The 22,999-nt window shown below is 48.3% G+C and carries 17 protein-coding genes; 5 read left to right on the forward strand and 12 right to left on the reverse strand.

The genetic code is table 11. The annotated features are described in order from the left end of the window. Position 1: 1 nt before the first annotated feature. From RF679_RS03820 to RF679_RS03830, 3 genes are all read right to left on the reverse strand, one after another. Positions 2 to 385, reverse strand: coding sequence for a BlaI/MecI/CopY family transcriptional regulator (locus tag RF679_RS03820; RefSeq protein WP_309482894.1), 384 nt, complete (start codon positions 383 to 385; stop codon positions 2 to 4). A 293-nt stretch (positions 386 to 678) separates the two neighbouring features. Then, a complete protein-coding gene (locus RF679_RS03825) occupies positions 679 to 1,572 on the reverse strand; it encodes a DMT family transporter (RefSeq protein WP_309482895.1) in 894 nt (297 codons plus the stop codon). A gap of 113 nt (positions 1,573 to 1,685) precedes the next feature. Beyond that, positions 1,686 to 3,572, reverse strand: a complete 1,887-nt coding sequence (locus RF679_RS03830; RefSeq protein WP_309482896.1) for a M20/M25/M40 family metallo-hydrolase — start codon at positions 3,570 to 3,572, stop codon at positions 1,686 to 1,688. Positions 3,573 to 3,982: 410 nt separating this feature from the next. Between RF679_RS03830 and RF679_RS03835 the strand changes: the two genes are divergently transcribed. Beyond that, the gene (locus tag RF679_RS03835) at positions 3,983 to 4,864 is read left to right on the forward strand and encodes an ATP-grasp domain-containing protein (RefSeq protein WP_309482897.1); all 882 of its coding nucleotides are present in this window, start codon (positions 3,983 to 3,985) and stop codon (positions 4,862 to 4,864) included. 56 nt (positions 4,865 to 4,920) lie between these two features. Here the strand turns inward: RF679_RS03835 and RF679_RS03840 are convergent, their stop codons facing one another. The 3 genes from RF679_RS03840 to RF679_RS03850 all read right to left on the reverse strand — a co-directional run bounded on the left by RF679_RS03840 (position 4,921) and on the right by RF679_RS03850 (position 7,977). Continuing rightward, positions 4,921 to 5,451 (reverse strand): DUF1697 domain-containing protein, encoded by a 531-nt coding sequence (locus tag RF679_RS03840; protein ID WP_309482898.1) that lies wholly within the window; start codon positions 5,449 to 5,451, stop codon positions 4,921 to 4,923. A 30-nt stretch (positions 5,452 to 5,481) separates the two neighbouring features. Beyond that, complete coding sequence (locus RF679_RS03845) at positions 5,482 to 6,831, reverse strand: DUF3667 domain-containing protein (protein ID WP_309482899.1); 1,350 nt, start codon at positions 6,829 to 6,831, stop codon at positions 5,482 to 5,484. A gap of 99 nt (positions 6,832 to 6,930) precedes the next feature. After that, the gene (locus RF679_RS03850; protein WP_309482900.1) at positions 6,931 to 7,977 is read right to left on the reverse strand and encodes a L,D-transpeptidase family protein; all 1,047 of its coding nucleotides are present in this window, start codon (positions 7,975 to 7,977) and stop codon (positions 6,931 to 6,933) included. 212 nt (positions 7,978 to 8,189) lie between these two features. Here RF679_RS03850 and RF679_RS03855 point away from each other — a divergent pair, with 212 nt between their 5' ends. Further along, the gene (locus RF679_RS03855; protein ID WP_309482901.1) at positions 8,190 to 9,383 is read left to right on the forward strand and encodes an acyltransferase family protein; all 1,194 of its coding nucleotides are present in this window, start codon (positions 8,190 to 8,192) and stop codon (positions 9,381 to 9,383) included. Between the two features lie 61 nt (positions 9,384 to 9,444). Here RF679_RS03855 and RF679_RS03860 read toward each other — a convergent pair whose 3' ends face one another. The 4 genes from RF679_RS03860 to RF679_RS03875 all read right to left on the reverse strand — a co-directional run bounded on the left by RF679_RS03860 (position 9,445) and on the right by RF679_RS03875 (position 14,993). After that, on the reverse strand, positions 9,445 to 12,273 hold the full coding sequence (locus RF679_RS03860) for an ATP-binding protein (RefSeq protein WP_309482902.1): 2,829 nt from the start codon (positions 12,271 to 12,273) through the stop codon (positions 9,445 to 9,447). Positions 12,274 to 12,354: 81 nt separating this feature from the next. After that, on the reverse strand, positions 12,355 to 13,197 hold the full coding sequence (locus RF679_RS03865; protein ID WP_309482903.1) for a hypothetical protein: 843 nt from the start codon (positions 13,195 to 13,197) through the stop codon (positions 12,355 to 12,357). Further along, complete coding sequence (locus RF679_RS03870; protein WP_309482904.1) at positions 13,190 to 14,662, reverse strand: hypothetical protein; 1,473 nt, start codon at positions 14,660 to 14,662, stop codon at positions 13,190 to 13,192. Before RF679_RS03870 ends, RF679_RS03865 begins: the two co-directional genes overlap by 8 nt. 67 nt (positions 14,663 to 14,729) lie before the next feature. Then, the gene (locus RF679_RS03875) at positions 14,730 to 14,993 is read right to left on the reverse strand and encodes a hypothetical protein (protein ID WP_309482905.1); all 264 of its coding nucleotides are present in this window, start codon (positions 14,991 to 14,993) and stop codon (positions 14,730 to 14,732) included. Positions 14,994 to 15,225: 232 nt separating this feature from the next. Here RF679_RS03875 and msrA point away from each other — a divergent pair, with 232 nt between their 5' ends. Both msrA and RF679_RS03885 read left to right on the forward strand, forming a co-directional pair. Continuing rightward, positions 15,226 to 15,765 (forward strand): peptide-methionine (S)-S-oxide reductase MsrA, encoded by a 540-nt coding sequence (gene msrA / locus RF679_RS03880; RefSeq protein WP_309482906.1) that lies wholly within the window; start codon positions 15,226 to 15,228, stop codon positions 15,763 to 15,765. Between the two features lie 179 nt (positions 15,766 to 15,944). Next, positions 15,945 to 17,327: a hypothetical protein gene (locus RF679_RS03885; protein ID WP_309482907.1), complete on the forward strand. Its 1,383-nt coding sequence runs from the start codon at positions 15,945 to 15,947 to the stop codon at positions 17,325 to 17,327. Positions 17,328 to 17,440: 113 nt separating this feature from the next. Here the strand turns inward: RF679_RS03885 and RF679_RS03890 are convergent, their stop codons facing one another. Together RF679_RS03890 and RF679_RS03895 are read right to left on the reverse strand one after the other, a co-directional pair. Beyond that, positions 17,441 to 17,962, reverse strand: a complete 522-nt coding sequence (locus RF679_RS03890; protein ID WP_373921729.1) for a GNAT family N-acetyltransferase — start codon at positions 17,960 to 17,962, stop codon at positions 17,441 to 17,443. A gap of 111 nt (positions 17,963 to 18,073) precedes the next feature. Beyond that, positions 18,074 to 18,589, reverse strand: a complete 516-nt coding sequence (locus tag RF679_RS03895; RefSeq protein WP_309482908.1) for a peptidylprolyl isomerase — start codon at positions 18,587 to 18,589, stop codon at positions 18,074 to 18,076. 345 nt (positions 18,590 to 18,934) lie between these two features. On the opposite strand from RF679_RS03895, the gene RF679_RS03900 reads away from it, so the two are divergent. Continuing rightward, on the forward strand, positions 18,935 to 22,909 hold the full coding sequence (locus RF679_RS03900; RefSeq protein ID WP_309482909.1) for an ATP-binding protein: 3,975 nt from the start codon (positions 18,935 to 18,937) through the stop codon (positions 22,907 to 22,909). Positions 22,910 to 22,999: the final 90 nt, after the last annotated feature.

A 22,999-nucleotide genomic window follows, 5' to 3' on the forward strand; every position in this document is an offset into this window, starting at 1 on the left:
ATTACTTGCGCTTCTTTTCAAGCATGGTGCGAATTGCTTCTAACTCGGTCTCGTCGATCTCTTGTTCCTTGACCAAGTGACTTAGCAGTGCACTCGGATTCCCCATGAACAAAGATGAAACGAGGTCTGAGACCATGGATCTTTTAACCTGCGACTCGGACAATAAGGCGCGGTAACACAGTTGACGGCCATCGCGCTTGACCTCAACTAATCCGCGCTTTTCAAGTCGAGTTAATAGCGTCGCGATCGTGGTGTGGGCTAAGGGGCGACTTTCGCGAACCGCTTCTACAACTTCGGTGGTGGTCGAATTTGGTTTTTGCCAGAGGGCTCGCATTATTGCTAACTGTAAGTCACTGAGCGATACGTTGTTGAGGTCATCTTCCACGATGTACTTCCTTTACTGATGCTGAATCCATACTACATTTGTCGTACTACAAATGTAGTATGTTGTCCTGTTATTGTCAATAAAGAAGCATGTGCCGGTGCAGCATCCTTGTTGTGATTTTGCCCTATGTGGGATGCCGACTTTCAGAGGGGAAAAGTAAATTTTGCGAAGTCGTCTATTGGAGTTCGATGTAACTGTATCGAACTTGTTTCGGTGAACAAAGTTTGCGTGTGTTTTCTGGCTCCGTGGGATGTTAAGATTTGGGAGGAGCACGAGCGGTTCGGCTGTACTGCTTAATTGCCAAGGGCCATTACGCCAAAGGCGATGCAAACTGCACCAAGAATTCTTTGCACGCGATCTCCTTCATCAAGTAAATGTCCGCCAATGAGAGCGGCGAACAGCATCGACACTTCGCGGGCAGGGGCAACATGGCTAAGTGGTGCTGTTTGCATGGCATATAAAACCAGAACATAAGAAATTGGACTGATAGCGGCGACCACGAAGGCGTATTTCCATTCCTTCTTCCATGACGCGAGCGTGTCGGGGAAATTGCGTAGAACCGTTGGGGCCAGTAATGCAAGGCGCGCATAATTACCAAAATAGTCGACTAAGATCGGTGACATCAATAGTACTTTGACTGCATAGCCATCCAAGACCGTATAGGCCGCGATAAAAACACCCGTTAGTAAGCCGTAAAAAAGGCCTTTTCGAATACGGAGTGCATCGTGGTTGTCGCCCCCGCTCCCACCCCTTAAACTGCGGATCAATCTTGGCCCACCTGCAATCAGAAATACGCCCATGACGACAGCGATGATGCCGAAGCCGCCGAGTAAAGATAATTGTTCGCCTAGGAAAATGATGGCAATGCTCGAAGATAATAGCGGTCCTGAACCTCGTGCCAAGGGGTAGACCACGGTCAGATCGGCTTTGCGATAACCACGCAAAAGCACTACAAAATAGAGGACATGCAGTGCGCCGCTCAAGATGATGAAGAACCATTCAAGCCGGCCCCATTGAATCACGACGTCCTTACCGAGATACCAGCCAAGTGGAGCCCAGATGATGGCCATCAAAAGCGCAGTCAGGCCAGCGAAACGTACATCACCACCTGCTTTTTTCGCAGCAATGTTCCATAGAGCATGTATGAGTCCGGCCAGAATGACCAGTGAAAGAGCGGAATTTGACAAGCGTTAAACCAGCTAGAAAAAACGCTAGTGTACTCGCATTTCCAGTAAACAAAAAAAGGGTGTGACGAGCACACCCTGTGAAGAAAGCTGAATGCCAGCTTGAAAACGGTTAATTACTGAATCGTGCCGGTTAAGCTAGCGCCGCTTGCTGCGGAATATGCTTTGACGAGGACGTAATAAGTTCCGGCTTTGGGCGCAGAAATTGTGATCGTTTCGGTGTTAGTGGAGCCGTCTGATTTAGCGTCATAACTTGTGGTTGTTGGCGCAGTGCCGAACTTGGCGTAGATATCGATATCACCAGTACCACCACTAGTTTTAAAGGTCAAAGTAGTCTTGCCTGCAGGTACTGTGATCGTATAAGTTTTGGTCGCATTTGCGGCCATACTACCTAAACTAACAGGAACGCCAGAGCTCAATACATTACTCGATGTGATTTGATAGTTGGCCACTAAGCTTGCGCCACTCGTTGCAGTCACAGAATTCGCCAAAATGTAGTAGGTGCCAGCGGTCGGTGCTGCGATCGTAATATTTTCAGCATTGGTCGTGCCGGATGATTTTTGTAGGTAAGACGTTGTACTTGGATTGCTTCCAAGCTGCGTGTACAAGTCGAGGTTGCCAGTGCCACCGCTGGAGCTGATACTCAAATTGGTGGCGCCACTTGGAACCACAAAGCTGTAGAAGCTGTTGGCACCTGCTGCACCGGATACCGCTACCGCAACACCTTTGGTGAGTGCAGTGGTGGTGACCGCTGGGCCATCACTTCCCAGTTCGACTGCGAACGAAGTTGCTAAACGAGCGAATTTCAGTGCATGGTTAGCTTGGCTACCCATGTTGGCATAGGTGTCTCCGGATGTATGAATTTTAGGATTGTCCTGACTCATCGAAGTTTCAAACGGCATCGAAGTCGGGTAGCCTTGCGAGTTCCAAGAAGCATGATCGGAGCAGCCGTATCCACAACTATCAGTACCAATCGTCAAAGTTGGTTGATAAGTCTTGATCAAATTCGAAACAAAGGTATTTTGTGCTGCATTGGTGTAGTCTTGGAACAGATAAATGTCGTTCGCAGACCCTTTGTAGTTAGTCATATCCAACTGAATTACGCCAACCACATTGACACCGTCCGTTTTATATTTTTTGGCGATTTCTGCAGAGCCTTTCAAACCAACTTCTTCGGCAGCGTAGGCCATGAATTTGATGGTACGGCGTGGTCGATAATTGGATTCCATTAAGACGCGGATCGTTTCCGTGAGACTAGCAATGCCAGACGCATCATCATCGGCGCCTGGGGCGCTGGTGCTTTCCGATGTGCCTGCTTGGTTGATGGAATCTAAATGACCGCCCAAAACCACCACTTCGGATGCATTATCGGTACCCTGAATGGTCATGATGACCGACTTCTGTGCCCATGTGGAATGTGTAAATTGCTCAACCGTTACATAGCTCTTTCCTGAGGCTAAGGTGGTCCATTTGTTTTTGATCCAATTGGAACCGTTGACTCCACCAGTGGTCGTGTAATAGCGATTGACGAACGAGGACAAATCAACGATGGTTTGCCCAATGTTTGCGGCCTGCATTTGCGAGAGCAGAGGTGTGACAACGCTTTGATTGTCGATGGCATAGGATGGTGCAACTAGGCTCGGTGCGGCAGCGAAACTGCCAGTTCCGGTCGCCAGTAAGGCCTGGCCACTGGATTCGCTATCGTGTTCAACGAATCCACCGCAACGATGCAATTTTTTGTGAATAGCGCCTGATAGTGCTGCAATTTGCGAGCGATCGATTTGCACGAGATGAACTGTTTCTCCACCGTTACCGGCAGAGCTGGCAAGGCTACGAGACTGGCTCACCACCATGTCCGGTGCGATCAATTTGAGTTCGTTGAAGGCGCGGTCGCCGACGGTGATCCAAACTCGTTGTGAACCAGCGCTCGTCAATGCGATGCTGCTGGCACCGAGTGCGAGCCCGAGAATTAAGCCCGATAGTACTTTCTTCTTCATTTCCATGTTCATCTCCCTAAAGACGTGGTTTGTGTCAAATCTTGTAGTTGTCATTGGCCTTACACGGATGCTCGGATTGAGTTGCCGTGGGCGAGTGCCAGTAAAACAGAGAAGATGATTAACGAATAGTTAATTGTTATTTCTTTTGATTTCTTGCTAATGCAGGTATATTTTCAGAAGGAATTAAATTTCAAATAAATAAGGTTTTATAAGAAAAGTAACGAGAAAACACTATTTTTGTTGAATTATTATTTGCTGAAATTAACTTTTTATATCTGTGCTTTTTACTTTTTGTATTTAATGGATATATCTCCTCGGCAAATATTTGTAACTTTTTTGCACAGTTTTCCCAGTGAAGCTCATACTGAGGTGGTCAATATCATCACTCACGTATCCAATTACACATAAAGCGGACCATGAAACAAAGAATTGCGATTGCGACTTGCGCTGAGCTGCCGAGCCTTTTCGGTGGCGAGAAACTACTGATTCCAGAATTAGAACGCTTAGGTCATCACGTATCTGTTGAGATTTGGGACGATCCTGAAGTTGAATGGGCTCACTTTGATGTAGTTCTGATTCGTTGTACCTGGGATTATCACGAGAAGTTGGACGCTTTCATGTCGTGGTTGGAGCACCTCAAGCAGTCGACTTGTTTAGTTCTCAATTCGCTTGAGAGTTTGATGTGGAATCTCGATAAGCGCTATCTTTTTGAACTGCAAAGTAAGGATGTCAATATCATCCCCGGCTTCTGTTTAGAGGCCGCGGATCAGCGGTCACTTACCGAGCTCATGGATGCAATCAATGCCGATGAAGTCGTTGTGAAGCCTGTGCAATCGGCAGGCGCTTGGCGAACTCTAAGGATACGCAAGAACCAATTGCACGAGCAGGCCAGCGCATTTGAACAATGGCGACATGAACAAGCGTTCATGGTGCAAAAGTTCATGCCAGAAATTGTTGCAGAAGGCGAGTGGTCCTTAGTTTTCTTCAATGGAGAGTACAGTCATTCGCTTTTGAAAAGAGCCAAGCCGGGAGATTTTCGGGTGCAGTCGGATCATGGCGGCCGTGTTGAAGCAGCGTTTGCTACTCAGGAAATGCGACAGCAGGCATGTCGCGTTTTGGAGGCACTTCCGACAACACCATGTTATGCACGTGTCGATGGCGTTTGGCGCGACGGTCAATTCTATCTGATGGAACTAGAATTATTGGAGCCGGAACTCTTTTTAGAAATCGATGCGCAAGCCCCTCGGCGATTTTCTGTCGCTATCCAGAGTGCGATCGATCAGGCTCAAGTTGAATGATTCGAAGATAGCGTGATGTACTTCGGGGCCATCTCGATGCCCAAAAAATGAAAAAATTATCCAGCACATTCAAGGCTGGAGGCGAGCTCTTGCATTTTCTTGAGAGTGTTGAAATTGCGTGCGGTTCCAACCTGTGCGGCTGGAACAAGCAACTTACTCTTACCCATTCCGTCAGGATAAGCAATATAAAGACAGGAATCACCAAGTGCGATGAGTTCCTTAGCTTGTCCCTTCACGCCCTGTAGGCCTTCGGCGTTGATGCGATGCGGGAGTATGACCGTGACATGTTGATTTCCAGGGTAATCGCGAAATGGGCAGTGCTCGATCATCGATGTGAGCTGTTTCAAGTCTAATACGAAACAACTCGTACTTTTGCCCATTAGTTCAAGCAATCCAGCTTCAAGCAAACGACGATCCTGCTCGGCGCTATGCGGGCTGACGTAGCATACGTTGCCGCTTGCGATATAGGTTTTGACTTTCGCTAGCCCAGCCGTCTGGCACAGCTGTACTAAATCTGACATCGCGAGTTTTCCCGTGCCACCGACATTGACGGCACGTAGAAAAGCGATGCGTATGTTGTGTCCCATTGTGTTTCTTATTTGTTTTTTATATGTTTTTTATTTCGGTGCGGCGCTCAAATATAGAACCAACATTGCATAAATGCTGAGCGCGGTGAGTGAAATCAAAAGGAGTGCGAAGGTACGCCATAAGGTGCCGAAGACACCGAGTTGATAGGTGTATCGCAGTTGCTTATACATATGAATCGGAGTTCCAAAGATAAATAATAGTGCCGCAGTCGCGCCCCAGTTGAAATGCCCCATAACGACCACTGTGCTGGTCAATAAACACATAAACGATAAGGAATACAGTGAAAAGACCGCGTGATCAAACATCACCACATTGCGCCTAAACATAAATAGCAGCCACAAGAAAGGTAATGAGATAGGCATCAGCAAGAAGGCGAAGCTGGCTGCGTTCTTCTTCATCTTGTATTCAACTAATTCACGGTGCTCCTCAATATGTTTGGTAAGGCGATCAAGCCAAGGGATATCGGTAATCTTGGTATCGATCTTGCCCGCATTCTCATTGCCAGTGGAGGCATCACTCGTTGCGGAGGCGCTCGAATCGGGAGAATCCTTTTCTGAATTTCGCTTTTGCAGATTCTTTATTTTTTTATTGAGATATTCGATATCTGCTTCAGTGAACTTTACACGCTGGTTGCTGAATAGCACTTTTTGATAAGCGACTTCATCCTCTTTGTTGGTTGTGGCTTTCAGGTTTGCATTATCCGTCTTTTGTTTGGCGAGCTCAGCCTGCAAAGCCTGTATTTCAGCGGTGTATTTTTCGATGGTCGGAGGCTTTCCATCCAACTCATCAATTTGCTCTTGAAATTCGCGCAATTCGCGCAAGTTCTTATGATTCTCGAGCATGGCATCGAGATCGAATTTGCCTTCTTTTTCACCGTTCGCTTGTTCTTTCAGTTGCGTGTCAATCTCTGTCGTGAGTTGGGTGATTTTTTTGACGAGCGTATCGCGCGGCAACTTTCCATCGATGAAATTGGTATTGCTATCCTTAAACACCTGTGACAGCACGAAAAACATGAAGAAGTTCAAGAATAAAAAAAGCGCCAATGGCGAAACGTAAGAGGCACGTTTGCCGTCAATATAATTGCGGGTCAATACGCCCGGTTTTAAAATCAAAGCAGGAATGGTGCGCCATGCTTTGGTGTCGAAGTGGAAAATGCCATGCAAGGTTTCTTCGACCATGTGAAGGAGCGAGCGGTGGATGTGCCCAATTTGTCCACAATTGTGGCAGTACTTACCGTTCAGTATGGTGGAACAATTCGCGCAAGCGTGTTCAACATGGGCGGGGGCATCGGATCCGCCTTGGCCGCCAGAGTTGTTGATTTCTTCGCTCACGACAATGGCCGTGAGAGTCTCTCCTGCGCCGCTTAATTCCATACCCATCTTGTGCTCCTTATTATTCTCCTTGCAATCCTCAGCATTGTGCCCGATTTACCCATGACGCTCAAGGTGACCGGTCAAACCTGCCAGTTGAAGATTTGATCAAAAGAGTACAACCATGGTACCAACTGGAAAACTGTCAAAATACCTAGCCATGTCGGCAGGATGCAGCACCACACAGCCCCAGGACATTAAGCGTGATCCGGTGTTGCTCCACTCGAAAGCCCATGCGTGCAGGCCAATACCGCCACCGAGATTGGTTTGTTGTAAGGTCTCGCCCCTTTGTAGCCACACCTTCTTGATGCTCGCCGCTTGGCTGTCACTAATCCAGCCAGCCTTAAGGCCACGTTCCGCATCATAAGCATTGGGATAATTCAGCTTCATCCAGTAACCACCGAAGTAAGCGGCAGCAGGCCCTGAAAATGTGCCGTGATGTTTGTTGGTGGTGAAATACATACCCTTCGGTGTCTTGTTATCACCGCGAAATTGTTTGGCACCTTTCGCTTGTCCAATACCGATCTCTAGATCTTGCACTTTGTCGTGATTGACCATACGCATGCGATAAGCGTTGGTGTCCACCAAGATCAGTGTAGGTTCTTGTAATGGATTGAAAAGTTGGCGATGGTACGTGAAAAAGCTCGCCGTCGCCTCAGGAGTGAGGGGAACGATGACGGGATACTCTTGCGATAGGGTGAAGCGTATCGATTCGTTCAATTGATCGCCCAGCAGCGTTCCCATCTTGACGCGGTCACCGAGCTTCAAGTACCCAGATTCTGTAAGTTCATAATTCGAAAAGATCGTTTTGCGGTCGGCGTTTTCAAAGTAGACATGGCGAAGGCTGATTTGATATCCCTCGCGACGATCCGCCATTTTGATTTTTCTCAGTGCGATCACTTGACCATCGGCCACTGCATAGACTTTGTTGGGGTGTTCTCGATCAACGGCAGGTACCGAGAACTGTGTTGCGATTGGTTGGGACTTGTCGAGGTATTGATCGAAGATATTGGTTGATGAAGCGGGTACCCTTGTTGCGCTACTAACTTGTTGGGGCGCGGCATTGGCCGTGCTCAACTCAAGCGTTATGATGAGAGCAAATACCTGCAGCATGATTTGGTGGTATGTTTTGTCGCCGAGGCGAGTGCACGTCAATGAGCCTCCAAGCATCTTTTCTTTTTCTCCTCTTATTTCTCGGTCCTCAACTTGCTTGATTGATGTTGGCAGTTAATTTTGTTAGAGTCGAGCGCTGCCCGCTAGGGTAGCACATTAGATATTCCTTGCCGTCTGAAAAAGGCGAACAAAAAAGAGCAAGCTTGCATAAAGACCCGCAGCATAATGTTTGATACAGTCAGAGAGAGATTACTTTGCAAAAGTCACCCCACAAGCGATTGGATTTCGTTGATGGTCTGCGCGCCATTTGCGCCCTATGGGTTATGTTAGGACACGCTCATTTATTTGCCTATGGTTGGCAATCGCATCAATCCTTGTTGACCAAGCCCCTTGATATTTTGTTGTATCTTGAATTGGCAGTCGTGGTCTTTCTGGTGATTTCTGGCTTTTCTCTGGCGCTGCCTATTGTTCACAATGCTAATCGACTCAATGTTTCCGTTAGCGCTTTCTTTGTGGGCCGTGCACGTCGTATTTTACCGCCGTATTACGCCATTCTCAGTTTGATCATGTTTGTCAATTTCTTCGTGCCGGTGGCAGCTTGGGGGCGCCATTCAGCGGGTCTTAGTGCGGATATTCCATGGCAGGTTTGGCTGACGAATTACACTCTCATGCAGGACTTCTTTCCCCAGTATTCGACTGTGAATGGACCATTCTGGAGTATTGCGATTGAGTGGCACATTTATTTTCTCTTGCCTTTACTGGCGCTTATTTTGGCCCGTCTTGGTGGACTTTTGTTTTTGCCTGTTGCGCTGGCATTAGCTGCGGCGATAGAGTGGTTTGCTATGCATCCACCTCAATTCGTGCAAAGCCTGAATATGGCGATTTTGCATCCTAGCTATTTCGTCTTTCTGTTTGTGATGGGAATATTCGCCGCGTGGATGGCATTCGGCTATCGCAAATCATTCGGTTGGCCAGAAAAACTCGGTATGCTGGTATTCACGGCGGGAGTCGGCGGTTTTTTGTTGACGCAATTACTGCAATACCCAATCAATGATTTCACGTCAGCGATGAAATTTGCGGATCACAGCCGAACCATCAACCTTGCGTTTGCGCCGCTCGCAGCGATTCTCTTGTTGTGGTTAGTGCGTGGAGAGTCTCGCGTAAAGCGCTTCTGTGTGTCTGCATTCGAGTCGAAGAAGCTCGTGCGTATCGGGCACTTTTCTTATTCGCTGTACTTGGTGCATATTCCGATTTTGGCGATAGTGAATCATCTCATCGAAAATCTTCGTCTATCAAGTAATCTCACCCACTTGCATTTTGCATTGTTGGTAGTGATTGGTGGAGGGATCTCTTTAAGTTTTGCTTATTACTTCAGCCGCATGTTTGAGACCATGAAATGGCTGGAGCTGATCAAAGCAGCTTCTCGCCGCTTAAAAAAAGCGGCGTAAGCGCGGCTGGTTTGCTCTCGTGCAGTTTAAGATGAGCTGAGTCTGGTTGACTCAGACCATCTTAATGACGTGCATCCTTATTTTTTTCAGCGCGACGTTGCAAGACAAAAATCGGCTGTGCCCATTCTGTGTCTTTCTTTTTCTTGCTGGTGATTAGTGTCAACTCGGATGGATCGTAGACGTCGGTGTTGTGGGTTAACGGTGTCGTCATCAGGTATTGCGCGTCGGTGTTCTTCAAGAACTCACCGACCAACTGGATATTGCGAATATCTAAGTGAGCAAATGGTTCGTCGATAAAGACGAAGCCGCCAGTGCCATCTTCTGATTTCAAGAGACCGATCAGTAGGATCAACGATTTCATAACCTGTTGACCACCCGATGCTTCACCGTCATTCATACCAATCGGGCCTTTACCATCGAACTTAAAGCGCACATGCAATCCTGCTTGCGCCAATAAGATATCGTCGTTCTCCAACTTCACCGGATCTGTATGCACTTCAATTCCAGCGAGTTCACCGAGTTGTTTGATGTTCTTGCTATAGGTCTTGATCGTGTAACGCAAGCGATCCATATAAGCCGCCCGTGCATTCACCGTCGCTTCGATAGCGCGGTTATTTTGATAGCGTCGTTCATCCGTTTCGGCTTGGCGATTTTGCAGCAGATTGTTTAAGCGCGTGTACTGATCGACCACGGTGGAGTCGGTTTCCCAATCGTCGCGGGCAAGATTATTGGTCAAGCTACGCAATCGCAATTCGATCTGATGTACGTTCTCGTGCTCTGCCACCAATTCTTTGCGATGCGATGGACGTTTCCAATTGAGTGGCAAGGTATGCCAGGTCTCACGCATTTTGCGCAGCGTTTCGAATTGTTGTTTGCGTTCTTCCGCATGACGTTTTTCAGCGCTACGCAATTGCGCTTCGTTGTCCGCAATAGCAGCTTTGGCTTGCTCCCATTTCAGATGCGCTACGGTCCGTTGTTCGGTGGCCGCTTTCAACAATGGAGAAATTTCACCGAGGCGCGTACCGACTTCAATGCGTTGCTGTTTCAATGGTTCAGTGTTGCGCGCCGCTTCTTCGAACTCGGCATGACGTGCACTCAATTCTTTGGCAGCATCGACGCCCGCTAAGCGCGCTTTGAATGAGGAAATTTCTCCGGCGAGTTTGGAGATCTTGATCGTCAATTGATCTTCTTGTGACTGCAGACGTGGCAGCGCTTTTTGCAAGGCCTCCAAACGCTGCGTACGCCCCGCATTGCCGAAACGATAGCGTGACACCTCAACGAATAAGGAGCGGCCACCACGACGTTCGAAATGATAGGCGTCTGGTGTGATCCATTCTTGCGTCTTGGATAAACGCATGCCTTCATCGATGCTATCGACCGTTTCGATGCGTTCCAATTGTTCGATCAACCATGCTGGCGCTTTGGCATTGAAACTCACAACCGACAGTAAGCTGGAGTCTTTAACGCTAGGTGCATTGATGCGATCGGGAACGATGAAGTGGCTGTAACGGAGTTTTTCACCGATACGATACGCCGCCGATGCGTCGCTAGGATTGTCGAGCAAGATCACGGAAGTGTAGCCGCGCAAGACGCCTTCCACCGCGCCTTGCCATTTGGCGTCGGTGACTTCAACGATCTCAGGCAACATGCTGTGTGGAATGTTGGCGTCATTCAAAGCGCGGCGCATTTGGCGCACGTTTTCAGGATCGGGCAGAGTCGCTTTTCCTTGCAAGGCCGAAATGGTTTCCATGTCGGCGGCAATGCGTTGACTGAGAGCGTCGCGTTCTTGCTTTTGTTGGGCTAATTCGGCTTCTTTTTTCTCGAGTTCATCCGCAATATTGGCGATATCAGCATCGGCTTCCGCAGCCAATTTTTGCAAGCGCGCTTTTTGTTCCAATAAACTTTCTTGAGGTTTCAACTTGGCATTGATATGAGTGAGTTTCTCGCGCAATGCGTTTTCTTCTGCCTCAAGTTCAACTTCTTTCCTTTGCGCTTCGCTATGCAATTGCGCTTGTTCGGCGAGCGCCATGCGGCGTTCAGACAGGGCTTCGTCTTGCGTCTTCAGATAGCGCTTACTGGCGCGCAGCGCTTGGCTGGTTTGTGAAGCGCGTTCTAGATCTTCGTGGTATTGCAGCGTCGGCAGAATCTCTTCCTGCAAGTCGCGTTTCTCTTTGTTGAGACTTTCCCATTGGTGGAAGTTAGCGACTTTTAAACGCAAACCTTCGAGGTTGGTTTTCGCGCCTTCGAGTTCTGTCTCGAAACGTTGCAATTCGGTTTCTGTATCGCGTTGATGACGTTTCGCATCGTCATACGCATCGAGCACTTCTTTATCACCGAAGACTTGGAATACGAGATCGAGCAATTGACGTGGCGCGTATTCGCACAGCTTATCGGTTTCACCTTGTTCCAAGGCCAACACTTTGCCCATCGCAGAAGACAGGCCTGCATGTGAGAGGCGCTTACGATAGGTTTCCACACCGAGCCAATCATTGGCATCTTGAATTTCTTCAATCTCGACTTTGCCGCTGCGCATGAGGTATTGACGCTTCCAATCGCCACCATTCTTTTGAATTTGGCAGAACAAGGTCACTTCGTCTTCATATAAGCCGGACATACGGAAAGGGCGATTCGAGATTTGTGCACCGACCGCACTATTGTCGACCACCGCACGTATCCATGCGGTCTGTTGACCAGAGTGGCGTGCATAGTGTTTGTAAGAACGTCCCATGGAACACTCGAGTCCAAACAAAGTACGCAAAGCGTCAAGCAAAGTCGTTTTGCCAGAACCGTTTTGTCCAGCGATGGTAATGATCTTGGCATCAAGTGGAATATTCTTGATACGTTGCCAGTAATCCCAGTGAACTAATTCGAGTGATTTGATATGAAACATGGTTCTTGTTTTTCTTTAAAAATGCGTATTCGTTGACGTAGCTTGGTTCGAACGTGAGTCAGTTTGAATGGAAGCGCGCGACTAGTTTTGTGCTGAGGTATTCGGCGTATCTGCTGCGCCGTCCGTCTCGCCAGTCTCTTGAATATTCTCAGTACTAGGATCTTCTGATGCGTTCGCCTCGACAGTTACAGACGCAATTTCTTCTTCTGATTCGACTTTGTCGACTACTGCCGCCGATGTCGTGACTTCTTCTTGTTCAGCTTCGCTTGCACTGACCTCTAAAGTCGCCGGTGTACGCGGCATAGTAATGTGGAAGATGTCGGAGAGCGCGCCATTGATGATGCGGTCTTTTAAAGCATCGGTATCCATCAAGAGGTCGAGTAGCGGACCTTCCATAATCAGGTCGGTCTTACGTTCGATGAAACCGAGACGCGCAAGTTGACCGAGATTCATGTCCATCCGCGTTTTCTTACCGAGCTTTTCACCGAAGTCGGCCAATAAAGTGCGATAGGAAATCCCAATCGAAGTTTCTTCGGCGCGTGGCATGGGTTTGTCTTTACCGAACATATCGGTCTGATCTTCTTGCGCGAGTTGATGCGCTTCTTGGCGTTCACGTTTCGGCAAAATGATCAAAGACCACAGCACCACCAATAGTGCGACACCGTCTCTCGCCAAACCGAAATTATTGTTCTGCCAGGTGTCTTTGGTGCCGAAGACTTTTGATTCCGTATCGCGCGTCAATGCCAAGGTCACATAGTCGGCATACACGTTGTCGACGAACTTCATGCCGCAGGCTTTCAAGCGGGCGTCGACATCACTACGAAAATTCTCGTCTGATAAAGCACGTTTGACGAGCTTGTCTTCACGTTTCAGTGTTTGGTGCGCCAATAAACGCGCAATCAATATTTGTGCATCTTCAGTCATGAGTCTTTTCTTCTGTTGGTGTTTGTTCTTGTTGTTTCTGATCTTGTTCTGATTGTTCAACTTGTGTAGCTTGTGCTGACTCAGCTTGCTCGTTCGTCGCTGCCTTTACTTGTTCCGGCTTGTTCTCTGCAGAACCTGCAACAGGCATCAAACTCGCAATCGAGATCGCCGCGACGTGTGGATCGCTCATTTTTTGCATGCGATCTTTGGTTTGGAATTCCAGCGGTAGGCGTGCCAGCATTGCGGTGGCACCCTGTAAAGACGCTTCATTGGCATCACCGATCAATGGCAACAGTGAGGCGCGATAGGATGCAATGGCGAAACTCGCGGGCAATAAGACTTCTTGCAAGGGTTTGCCTTTTTTGTTGTCTGCACCGATGCTATTGGCGTCGATGTTGCTCAACAAATCCAACCAATGATCGAGTTCCAACAAAGCTTCGCTCGTATCGTTGGCGATCGACGGTGCATCTTGACCACTCGGTAAAACGCCGAGCACGGCTGAGCCGCGATTGGCCAATAATTCGCTCTCGGCGACGTCAATCATTTCCGATGGCGTAATGAAATGCGGTGTGACCGGATGCGAGAGCGCACCATCGGCTAAGGATGCCAAATCATCGCGTTGCAGCAGCCACATTTTGATGTCGGTGGTGGATAAGCCGGACTGCCCCAAATGCACACGTTGACGTTCGATTTGATTCAAGGCACGAGAGAACATCCCTTGCATATTCAACAGCGCACTCTGAGCGCGACCGATCGCTTGGGCGGCGCGATGGGTTGCTGAGTCAGCGCGACTGTCGTTGGTGATCGCGTGAATAATCTGCGAACCTTTTTCCACCCAATCGCAAGCGGTATGCCATTTTTGCTGAGCAGCCCGTAATTGGAATTCGGAGCCAGAAGCGATCGCATCGGCAAATTCTTCGGTCAACTCAATCAATCGTCCGAGCAGGTGATGTAACTGTTCGACCGACACGCCACCGACCGCTTGAGCACCAGCGACTTGGGTCAGCATATAGCTCATCTCGGCTTGGTCGTCTTGCTGTTCGACTTGTACCAAAGATTCGATCGCCGCTAAGGCGTTGCGTGCCATCGGCGTGATGCGATACACCGATTGGCTTTGATCCCACACCATCAAGCCTGTGCTGCGCAAACGAGTGAGCACGGTTTCCAGCGCTTCCGGTTCGAGATAGCCTAATTTGGCATTGATATCGGCGCGACTGAGCGCGGGGGTTTCCACATCGGACGCGAGTTCGCGCAGGACCAATAAACGCATCAAGACGCTATTGATGCCGCCGTGGAATAATGCAGTGAACGCTTGCAGCATGGACTGCGCCCGACGCAAAGGAGCGAGGGCGGACACGTCATCGGGGCTTAAATTGGATTTGAAGTAAGATTTGAGACTGAGATCGTTTTGATCAGATAAGTCGTCTTCAATTCTTGCTATAGATTCGTCGTCAAAATTGTGCATGCCGCATTTTACCTGCTCAAGTGCGGCTTGAGTATTGATAGAAAACTACTGAAAAGCGCTTGTTGTTTTAACGTGACTTGAAAATATCTTCAACAATTTTCTTGTTTTCCGATTGTTTCTTGCTGCCGTCATCAATCGGATTAGGCCAGAAAAGCGAGATAAGCGCTTTAAACAGACGTTCGGTGCCAGAAAGCAGGAAAATAAGGATGATACATTGATAGATGTCTGCCGGGAAATTTTGCCAGCCAGCCTTCATGATCAGGAATAAAGTGGTCGCTAAGGATAAGATTTGCGCCAAAAATGTCGCTTTGTTGAACTTATTATATTTCATGGTCGTAGCGGGCTAAGCGTCGATGGGAAACCGATTATAGACAAAGAATACATTTTTCGAAATAAGCTAAGAACGAACTCTTAAGCGCGTTGAAAATCACCGTTCGCTACAGATTGAGAATAAGTGAGGGCGGTGTGTATGGTTTTTCGATTGAGTTCGACTAAATGCAAGAAGTCTAAATTCTAAACATAGGTATTTAAATCATACCCAAGGACAATGAGAGGAAAAAATCATGGGATCTGCCAATCTTCAAATCGCGACCTTTGGTGGCGGATGTTTTTGGTGCACTGAGGCGGTTTTTCAACAAATCCGCGGCGTTACTTTGCTTGAATCTGGCTACAGCGGTGGGCAAGTGCATCAACCGAGCTACGAACAAATCTGCACTGGTCGCACCGGGCACGCTGAAGTCATCCGCATCACCTTTGATGCGGAGCTGATTACTTATTCGGAACTACTTGATATTTTCTTCGTGACGCATGATCCGACTACCTTAAATCGCCAAGGTGCAGACACCGGCACACAATATCGATCAGTGATTTTTTTCCACGATGCGCATCAAGAGCAAGAGGCACGTGCCGCCATGCAACGCGCCGCAGGACACTGGCCCGATCCTATCGTCACAGAACTGAGCCCTGCGCCACAGTTCTATATCGCTGAGGACTACCATCAAAATTACTTTCGCCGTAACCCGCAACAAGGCTATTGCGCATTCGTGGTCGCTCCGAAAGTCGCCAAGGCGAGAAAGGCCTTTGCTGATAAGTTGGTGAGCTAAGTGGGTGTAGTGATTTGAAAGATGTCGCATCGGTGATAGCACAAACCGATCACCCACCGTGGGTTTATATTGAGACTATCAAAAAGAATATTTTTCGTTTAGGCTTCGATTCATTCGACGAATATGGGGCGATGGTGCGCGTATTCGTTTTTCTATCATGGTGACGACAAAGAACGTTTATGAGCTTACGAAAAATTCTCCGCTACGCATTTTATGTTCTTGCTACATTGCTGCTGCTGTTCGTTGGCTTCGTGGTGAGCAATCTATTTGATGCCCCTCTGAAGCCAGAGGCCGCGCAAGAATTGGAATGGAAGCCACCGTCCAATTGGAGAGAGAACAATGCTTTTGTCATCCTGATGGCACTTCAGAAAAATCGCGACATAAGCGATACCGAGGCGTATGCGATTGGTTCGCAGTCAATTGATCAGCTGATTACCTCTTACAAAGCGGGGAAACCACCTGTGGAAGCAGTGGAAGAACAAAAACTTTTGATGACACGAAGTGAAATCCTCAGGCAGCAGCAATGTGATTATGTACAAGTTAAAAACTGCGTTGATTTTTATCGTGCTATCTCAGACCCAGTTTTTCAGAAATTGATGAGTGAACAGGCCGCGCCGCTCCGATTGTTTGCTTTGATGAAGCAATATAAGAAGTACCAAGAAGTGAGCATTCCTCGTCTCGATTATCCGCTTCCCGGGTTTCGAAGTCTTGTCGATGTTTTTGAGACAGACAACATTAAAGTTGTACGTGAACTGAAGCAGTCTCCTCAGCAATCTGTTCAGAAACTCAACGAGAACTTAGCCTACTCAGCGAGCTTACTGAAGCAATCGAATACCTTGATAGGAAAGATGGTTTATCTCAGTCTCTTACAAAAGCAATTGCGCTTAATTCGCGAGATTGCTCCCGATATGCAAAGCCTTAACTCTGCCAGCAAAGAATTGGCGGACTTGCAGTTGACGCTGTCTGCAATCGCTGCCGAAAAATTTGATCTCGGCGATGCCTTGAGGACTGAGCGCCAATTGAATATCGATAGTTGGTCTCTCATGCAAAGTTCTTCTCGTGAACAAGCAGAGACGGGATTTTGGGCGCAATTTGGATCAGCCTTGTATCGCAAAAATGCAACCCTCAATCTATTGTATGACTGGGTTGAAATCGAGCGAGAGTTTGCAAGTGTCGACGTGCTTCATTACCCAAAAGCCAAACAGTTGCGCGATGAGAAACAACAAGCATTGATGGGATGGGGTGTCGATCCCTATTATGTTCGCGATCCGGTCGCGAAGATCGTGGTCAACGTGATGCGCGGTATTTATGATCCGTATATCGAGCGCATGTTTGATATGCACGCCCATCTCGATTTAACACGATTGCGGTTAGCCCTCAGTTTGCAACAAACGGATGCGAAGGATATTCAATCGTATGCGCAACAGCATGGGATTGTGCTGAAGGACACACCCACCGCTGGTTTTGTTTCCATGTCGTTCGATAAGGAAAATTTGGCACTCACCGCAAGCGCATTTCAGGCATCAAATCAGATCTATCAACGAAACAAATACTTTCATTGAGTGGAAGGCGAGGACTTCAATTGCATGCCTAAGTGAGCATGATTGCAAAATGTAAGACCCGCTAATGCTGCTCAGAATTCGCGTGTACGAATACGAATTTTTGGAGGGGATGATCAGGCCAGTTTCTTATGCATCACCAGAGCATCCACATACCCCAAACTCGGGTGCAAGAATGCTTCGGGTAAGCGTGCTAGCGTCTCAAAGCCCAGTTGGGTCCACAGCTTTACAGCAGTGTGGTTACTCGATACGACAAAATTGAATTGCATAGCCCGAAAGCCGAGTTCGCGGGCGAGTTCTTGTGAGTGTTCACACATGCTGCGAGCAATGCCGCGACCGCGTGCGGCGGCCGACACCATATAGCCGCAATTACACACGTGCGCACCGCCGCCGAGTTGATTGGCTTTGATGTAATAGGTGCCGAGAATCTCGCCATCTTCTTCCGCCACCAGCGTTCTTTTTGGTACTTGCATCCACCATTGAAAAGCTTGTTCTTTGCTGGTGTCGCGCGGGTAGGTGTAGGTGTCGCCCGCACTCACCACAGCATGGAAGATAGGCCAGATTTTTTCGAAGTCGGCAATCGTCGCGGTGCGAATTTGCATGGTCTTATGTTCCTGTACTCTGTGCGATGTTTGCATTCGCTCTCTTCTGAGATCTGGGATCAGAGCTGAAACCAGCACCGAGCTCGTGATGAGGTATGTCACTCAATCGGGGGAAGAAAGCGAATGCGTCAGAGAAGGAATGAGAGCTTATTTGCCGCTAGCTGTCAAAGCCTCGTTCCACTTTGCTATGTTGTCTGCTTGTGCAGCCAGTAAGGCGCTCGCATCACCTTCGATCGTGACTTTTTCAATTTTGTCGCCGCGCGCAATGCTGTTCACTACCTTTTGATCATCAGCACTGACGACGACGCCGAACACAGTGTGTTTGCCATTCAAGTGCGGTGTCGGACCATGGGTAATGAAGAACTGACTACCATTAGTGCCTGGACCAGCGTTTGCCATCGACAAAATGCCAGCGCGATCATGTGGCAATTGTGGTGTGCATTCATCTTGGAAACGGTAACCCGGACCACCCATGCCGGTGCCATCAGGGCAGCCGCCTTGGATCATGAAATTGGCGATCACGCGATGAAAGTTGAGTCCATTGTAATAGCCACGTTGAATTAAATTGACGAAGCTGGCACAGGTGACAGGTGTTTGGTCTGCGAACAATTTGAGATGGATAGTGCCTTTGCTTGTTTGCATTGCTACGGTGAGTTCGCTCATGTGAAGTCCTTTTGAGTTTTTATGAGAATTACATATTCAGGAATAAAGGATGCCATTTTACCAGTCTGCTTTGTTGCTACCAAAGTGGGTTTCAAGTTGATTTGGTCTGGGATGATTTTTTTGACTATTTATTTCTTTATTTAATTGAAAATTAGACCAGTCTTTTGTCGGCAAAATGAAACTGTGGTCAAGTCAGTGCGCTTTCCTTTCTCGATTTTCTTGAGGGAGGTGGTAAATTACAGGAAACATTACGTGTTTCGTAGGGAAGTTGGCAGTTCGTTGGCGAAGACTTCTCAAACATGGAATAGCTTCACATCAATTTGAAATCCTTTTCGGAGATGCGGCGTGTCCAAATCGACGCGACAATGGAGTGAACATCGATCAAGCACCAAGCATTTCAACTTGGTGGTGGCCTTGCACTTGTTGTTTGGTGTGTTGATATCGCTGTTATTGTCGACTCAAGCCTGTGCCGACATTACCTCGAACTCCGGCAAACCTCCAACAATAGTGGCACCCAATGGTTCACTGGCACCGATGCTAGGTGCTCCCGCCATCAGCAACTACGATCAAAAGACCTACAAAGCACATAGTCAAAATTGGGTTGCGGTACAAGATGCGCGCGGCGTTATGTATTTTGGAAATTCAAACGGTATTCTTGAATTCGATGGCCAACGTTGGCAATTGATTCCCAGTCCGGGCAGTTTAATGGTGCGCGCATTGACGATCGCTGCCGATAAGACCATTTTTTACGGTTCGATTGGTGACTTCGGCTATCTCAAAATTTCGTCTACAGGAAAACTGCAGGCTGTTTCCCTAAAAGATCGTATCCCAGAAAATGAACGTCTGTTCAATGATGTCTGGCAGGGCGAGAGTACTCCTCAAGGCGTGTACTTTTTAACGCGCACTAAAATCTTTCGATTGTTTGAGGGCAAGCTCAGTGTACTGAATGCAAAACTAGCGTCATCACAAGCGACGGTGGTGAATGGTCGGCTGTTATATGTCGATAGTGAGCGAGGTATTAGTTTTCTCGATGGCGACCAAGTCAGGCCTCTCAGAGTTTTCGCTAGTTTGAATAGTAATCGTCGCATCATGATGACCAGCATGGGGCAGCATCAGGTCTTACTCGGACGCATGGCTGGTGATTTCTATTCGATCGATTTAACTACCTTATGGGACGAGAAGGAGCAGCGCTATCAAGCTGATCGTGAGGATGTGCAAATCACGCAAATTGCTAAACGTATCGTGACGCCAATTGATCATTTATTGGACGAGTCGCACATGTATTTTTACAAAATACAAGCACTTGATGCTCAGCGATTCGCGATTAGTACCGTCAAAGCGGGAATTTTAATTTTAGATAAAGATGGGCAACTGCATCGGGTCATTAATAAGAACGGAGGTTTGCTCGACAATACCGTTGCTGGGATTTTTTTGGATCGACATCGCAACTTGTGGGCGCAGACGAACTCGGGAATTTCGCATATTGAGCTGAGCGCTGCGAGTTCTATGTTCACCAGTCGCAATGGCGTCGAGGGTATCGCGATCTCTGTGATTCGTCATCAAAATCGCCTGTATGTGGGCACTTATCAAGGGATTTCTTATGAGCTGCCCTTTAAATATTCTGCCACCCAAGATGTCCCGCAGTTTCAAGCGCTACGTGATGGACCCAGCGAGATTTGGGCTTTCAAAGTAGTTGATGGCGATCTTATGGCGGCCACCGGGCGAGGCTTGTATAAGATCGATCATGAGAGTGCAGTGCGGATTCCGAGCTCTTATGGCAACAGCTATAGTCTGGGAACTAGCCCACGTTGGCCGCAGCATTTGTTTGTCGGCATGATGGGCGGGATTGAGGTTTTTCGTCGCGATCGCGAGCAATGGATATCCTTAGGAAAAATACCCGGTGTTGAGGAAAACGTTAGGAGAATCACGACAGATGCGAGTGGAGAGTTGTGGTTAAGTACCGAAGTGCAAGGCGTCTTGCGTCTCCATTTCAGTGGAGATAAACCGACTCAAGTGGGAATCAAACGTCTCGACCTGAGTCATGGACTGCCCGAGATGGCAGCTGGACGTTTAACCATGTTTGATGGTGAACTATTTTTGTGTAGTCGCAAAGGGTTATACCGCGCGCAAATCGCGGATTGGAGAGAGCAGGGAACCGATGGGACGCGGTTCACGCCAGATTCGCGCTTTGGCAAACAGTTTGCGGATGGTAGTCTCGCACTTAATGAGTTGCACAGTGATGACCAAGGTGGTGTCTTGGTGCAGGCGGAAAATGGCGTACATTGGCTTAAGCCAGATGAGCAAGGAAAGTATGTCGAAACTAGTCAGGCTTTTGTCGGCGTTCCTCCGCCTGATGAGTCCTTGTATTTGGATGGAAAAGATGCGGTGTGGATCGCTGGAGAAAATTTGTTTCGGATCGATCTTCAAGCCAGCAAACGGCGGCCTAAACCTTTCCCAGCGCTGATTCGCAAAGTCACCGCCAATACGAAAGAAGCGATTTTTGAAGGCACTTATGGAGTCGCAGGCGTGATCTTCCCAGAGGAACTGACCAGCGCGAAATTAAGACAAGCTGAACAAGAGACTGTCAATCTGCCTTACCGGCAAAATGCCCTAGTTTTCGAGTTCGGCGCTCCTTATTTTGAGATTCCGGGGAGTATGCGTTTTCAATATCAATTGCAAGGATTCGACAAAGATTGGAGTGAGTGGGACACCGCGACCAGTAAGGAATATACCAATATTCCAGAGGGGACTTACGCCTTTAAAGTACGTGCCAAAAACGCCTTCGGTGTCGTCAGTGAAGAGGCGATTTATGTATTTCAGATTCAACCCCCATGGTACCGCAGCCCTTGGGCCTACATCCTTTGGAGCGTACTCGCGCTGCTGACCTTAGCTTTGCTGATCGCCGCTTACACGCATCGATTACGTAGAAATGAGAGACGCTTAGAAGAGGAAGTGCGGAATCGGACGAAAGAGGTAGTGGAACAACGAGAGGCCGCCGAGAAGGCTAGACATGATATTGCATTACTCAGTGAGATGGGCCGAAAGTTGACTGCATCGTTGGATCCTCGCGCGGTTCAAGAAAGCCTTTACACCTATGTTCAAGCGCTCATTACTTGTAATACTTTCGGCGTTGGCATGGTGGACTGGGAACGACGCCTGATTCGCTTTGAATACGTGGTAGAAAACGGAACGGAGTTAGAACCCTATTCGCGTAGCCTAGATGCGAAAGAACAGCCCGCCGCACAATGTGTCGTATTTGCGAGTGAATTGCTGATCAATTCTTTAAGTATTGATACGCGCGAATTCGATAGCGTTTTACGTCTAGGAAAAGAGGTCGAGCCCTACTTACATAAAGACGCACGTGACTTCGCCATGCCACGTTCGGCGATGTATGTCCCCATGATGTTGCAGGAAAAAGTAGTGGGGGTTGTATCCGTACAGAGCGAGTATGCCAATGCGTTCCATGAAAACGATTTAGTGGTTCTGCGTTCCTTAGCCGCCTTTGCCGCGGTCGCATTTGATAACGCGGAGTCTTACGTCCGTTTGCAGCAAACGCAAGATAAGTTGGTTGAACAAGAGAAGCTCGCCGCGCTGGGCTCTGTGGTAGCGGGGGTGGCGCATGAATTGAATACACCGATCGGTAACAGTTTGTTAGCGGCGAGTTCGCTCGGTGAAATCACCAGTGTGTTTGTGGATGAAATTCATGCAGGCACCGTCCGCCGCTCGCGGCTTGATTCGTATGCAGACAAAGCGAAGACAGCGTGCGATTTGTTGATACGAAATTTATCCAACGCAGCAGATCTCATTACGAGCTTTAAGCAAATCGCGGTGGACCAAACTTCCGATCAGCGCCGCCGATTTGAGTTGAAGCCGATGGTTCGGGAGGTTCTCTTTACGCTGTCCAATCGCCTGCGCCGTGATGAACATGAAGTCCATCTTGATATCGCGGAAGGGATACAGATGGATAGCTTCCCTGGTCCTTTGGGACAAGTCATCACGAATTTAGTAATGAATGCAGTGATTCATGGATTTGAAAATCGGCGTGGCGGTAGCATTGTCATTCGTGGGCGTCGACTCGACGGAAACCGCGTCCACCTGCAACTCCTTGATAATGGAACGGGCATCGCAGAAGAACATCTATCACGCGTTTTTGAACCATTCTTCACGACCAAAATGGGGCAAGGCGGAAGTGGTCTCGGGCTGCATATTACCTACAATATCGTGACTGGCGTATTGGGAGGCACCATCGTGGTGGAAAGTGCGGTCGGCAAGGGCACGCGTTTCGACATCACCATTCCGGTCGTGCCGAAGGCACACTAAGCGTGCTGGGCATAGGGTCGGGCGCAATTTGCGCGACAGCGAGCCCTCGATTGTTTGATTCAACGCAAATCAGGCTTGTTCCGGCTTTAC

Origin of the sequence: Undibacterium cyanobacteriorum, assembly GCF_031326225.1 — a bacterium.
Lineage (GTDB): Bacteria > Pseudomonadota > Gammaproteobacteria > Burkholderiales > Burkholderiaceae_D > Undibacterium > Undibacterium cyanobacteriorum.

Bases quoted from the DNA above. Each gene is read 5' to 3' on its own strand.
- RF679_RS03860 (WP_309482902.1), bottom strand. From the start codon at position 12,273: ATGTTTCATATCAAATCACTCGAATTAGTTCACTGGGATTACTGGCAA.
- RF679_RS03840 (WP_309482898.1), bottom strand. From the start codon at position 5,451: ATGGGACACAACATACGCATCGCTTTTCTACGTGCCGTCAATGTCGGT.
- RF679_RS03835 (WP_309482897.1), top strand. From the start codon at position 3,983: ATGAAACAAAGAATTGCGATTGCGACTTGCGCTGAGCTGCCGAGCCTT.
- RF679_RS03830 (WP_309482896.1), bottom strand. From the start codon at position 3,572: ATGGAAATGAAGAAGAAAGTACTATCGGGCTTAATTCTCGGGCTCGCA.
- msrA (WP_309482906.1), top strand. From the start codon at position 15,226: ATGGGATCTGCCAATCTTCAAATCGCGACCTTTGGTGGCGGATGTTTT.
- RF679_RS03875 (WP_309482905.1), bottom strand. From the start codon at position 14,993: ATGAAATATAATAAGTTCAACAAAGCGACATTTTTGGCGCAAATCTTA.
- RF679_RS03890 (WP_373921729.1), bottom strand. From the start codon at position 17,962: ATGCAAACATCGCACAGAGTACAGGAACATAAGACCATGCAAATTCGC.
- RF679_RS03845 (WP_309482899.1), bottom strand. From the start codon at position 6,831: ATGGGTATGGAATTAAGCGGCGCAGGAGAGACTCTCACGGCCATTGTC.
- RF679_RS03895 (WP_309482908.1), bottom strand. From the start codon at position 18,589: ATGAGCGAACTCACCGTAGCAATGCAAACAAGCAAAGGCACTATCCAT.
- RF679_RS03865 (WP_309482903.1), bottom strand. From the start codon at position 13,197: ATGACTGAAGATGCACAAATATTGATTGCGCGTTTATTGGCGCACCAA.
- RF679_RS03870 (WP_309482904.1), bottom strand. From the start codon at position 14,662: ATGCACAATTTTGACGACGAATCTATAGCAAGAATTGAAGACGACTTA.
- RF679_RS03885 (WP_309482907.1), top strand. From the start codon at position 15,945: ATGAGCTTACGAAAAATTCTCCGCTACGCATTTTATGTTCTTGCTACA.